Source organism: Intestinibacter sp. (assembly GCF_051866655.1).
Lineage (GTDB): Bacteria > Bacillota > Clostridia > Peptostreptococcales > Peptostreptococcaceae > Intestinibacter.
The window spans coordinates 1-2396 of the sequence record NZ_JBJDXL010000291.1; the positions used below are offsets into that span (position 1 = coordinate 1).

Here is a 2396-nt window from a genome sequence, read left to right on the forward strand (position 1 = left end):
TAATCTTCTATAAAATAATTAAAATCATCACAACCAGACTCTGCAAAATCGTATAATACATTTTGTTCAAAGCACATAGCCTCATCAAATTCTATATACTCATTGTAATTTGCAAGCAACAACTTATTTATATAATCTCTATCTCTTTTTGAATAAGTCCCAACATAAAACTTATCCTTCATTACATAGTAAATCGCTTTTAAATCATTATTTATAACATATACTTTTTCTTTTACATGGTCATTATTAAAATTAAATCTAGTAAAAAACATTCCGTCATCTAGCTTACTCTTTAGCATAAAAGGATTATCTCTATAAAATCTATCTATAAATTCATCGTATTTTTTTAAATCATAAATATCTACAAACTCATTTTTTGATATTTCATCGAATACTTGAAAATCATAAATAGACTGCTTATCTGCAACGAATATAGATTTCACCTTATAATCATCGTCAATCTTCTTTATATTAAAAGCGATTTTACATACATAGTATCCGTCGTTATCTTCATAAATAGCCTTGCTTATATATTTTCCGTCGCCTTTTTCATAAACAGTATTTTTCAAAAGAGTTCCATTGATATTTGTGATATGCATATATGCAGTTTCTTGATTTTCACAAAAATATCTCAATGCCTCTCTATCCCAAGCTATAAATCGCATAGTCATAAAGTTTATAAACTCAATTTCACTAGTTATCCTTCTACAAATAACCGGAAACATATCCTCCATAGTCAAATCAGTTTTATAATTTTTAATAATATCCATATAATATTCTTCACCTTCTGGAAGTGGCTTTTCATATTCTATATTTTTGCTACCAAAATATTTGACTAAAAATAAAGCTCTATCCTCAGATATAAACACTCTATCTTCACCTAAGCCTCCCATCAGCCTTTCCTCTTCCATATATGATTCTTCCTTAGTAGGATTTTCTAATCTAACATAATCACAAAATCCCAAGCCTTCGCAATCTAATAAAAAATATTCAAATACCTCATTTTCGCCATCACTGTGCTTTATAATAAGACCCATGCTTCCCATCAGTCTAGATCTAGTTATTTTTGCATATTCAAAATCCATATAGTTTATTCCTCTCTTATCTATTATATTTTCCTAATATATCGCTCGCTCGTATTATTAATTGTTTTTTAAGTATAATATAAATATCATATACGATTTATGCTATATTTCATAGTCTTAGTATATTATTTACCGAAAATATAATATAATATAAGAAAGCATAAATTAGGGGTGATCTTGATGAAAAACGCAGCAGCCTTTTTTGATATCGACGGAACAATCTACAGAGATTCTCTTATGATTGAGCATTTTAAAAAATTAATTAAATATGAAGTGATTGATGAAAAAGCATGGGTAGACAATACTAGAGATATTTTTAACATTTGGGATAAAAGACAAGGAAATTACGACGATTATCTACTAAATCTATGTGATCTATATGTCGAGTCTTTAATAGGACTAGATAAGTCGGCAATAGATTTTGCAGCAGACCAAGTTATAAAATTAAAAGCCGAAAGAGTTTATACTTATACCCGCTCTAGAATAAAATGGCATCTTAAAAACGGCCATAAGGTTATATTTATATCAGGAAGTCCTGATTTTCTAGTAAAAAAAATGGCCGAAAAATACAATGTCACAGACTATCGTGGTAGTGAATATGTATTTGAAAATGACAAATTTACGGGTAAGGTAATACCTATGTGGGATTCAGAAAGCAAAAACAAGGCGATAGATGGTTTAATCGAAAAATACGATATAGACTTAGAAAAATCATATGCCTATGGAGATACAAATGGAGATATCAACATGCTCAGAAGGGTTGGTAATCCAATTGCTATAAATCCTACTAAAGAGCTTCTACTTCACATTAATCAAGACGAAATTTTATCAAAAACTACTAAAATTATAGTAGAGAGAAAGGATATAATATATTCTCTTGATACAAGCGTAAATCTATATCAAAATGATTTATAGAATTTAATCGAGGAGGTCAATTATGTTTATTAATATGATAGAAATAATTAAGGATTTAAAAGAATTAGAGAGAAAGGTTTACTTAGATTCTCCAGAAATATTCGTTGATTTTGCAGATAAAATTGCCGATAATCAGCTAGATGAAATGGTGCTTTTCTTTGCAACTAAATACGACTATCTATCAATAGTTCAATTTATTGTAAGTAATAATATTGTAGATTTGAATAGTCCTTCTAAAAACACTCAATTTCCAACTATAAAAGATCATATTTTAGAGGCAGCTATTCAATTCGGTGCAAAGGATATACAAGACTATTTATTAAATTACGATCCTCAAAAGGAAGAAGATTATGCTAATGTAGAAGATAATCTAGAAAGCTTCATAAAAAATGTAAG

2 protein-coding genes and 1 pseudogene are annotated in these 2396 nt (G+C 28.5%); 2 read left to right on the forward strand and 1 reads right to left on the reverse strand.

From position 1 onward, the window contains the following. On the reverse strand, positions 1–1085 hold a 1085-nt coding region (locus ACI3VO_RS08660), incomplete at its 3' end, for a hypothetical protein (RefSeq protein ID WP_439757533.1). 180 nt (positions 1086–1265) lie between these two features. On the opposite strand from ACI3VO_RS08660, the gene ACI3VO_RS08665 reads away from it, so the two are divergent. Together ACI3VO_RS08665 and ACI3VO_RS08670 are read left to right on the forward strand one after the other, a co-directional pair. Next, the gene (locus ACI3VO_RS08665) at positions 1266–2000 is read left to right on the forward strand and encodes an HAD family hydrolase (RefSeq protein WP_439757534.1); all 735 of its coding nucleotides are present in this window, start codon (positions 1266–1268) and stop codon (positions 1998–2000) included. 22 nt (positions 2001–2022) lie between these two features. Continuing rightward, positions 2023–2396: pseudogene (locus tag ACI3VO_RS08670) on the forward strand (hypothetical protein); the annotation flags it as partial.

Excerpts from the sequence above, each read along its gene's own strand:
- ACI3VO_RS08665 (WP_439757534.1), top strand. The coding sequence starts at position 1,266 with ATGAAAAACGCAGCAGCCTTTTTTGATATCGACGGAACAATCTACAGA.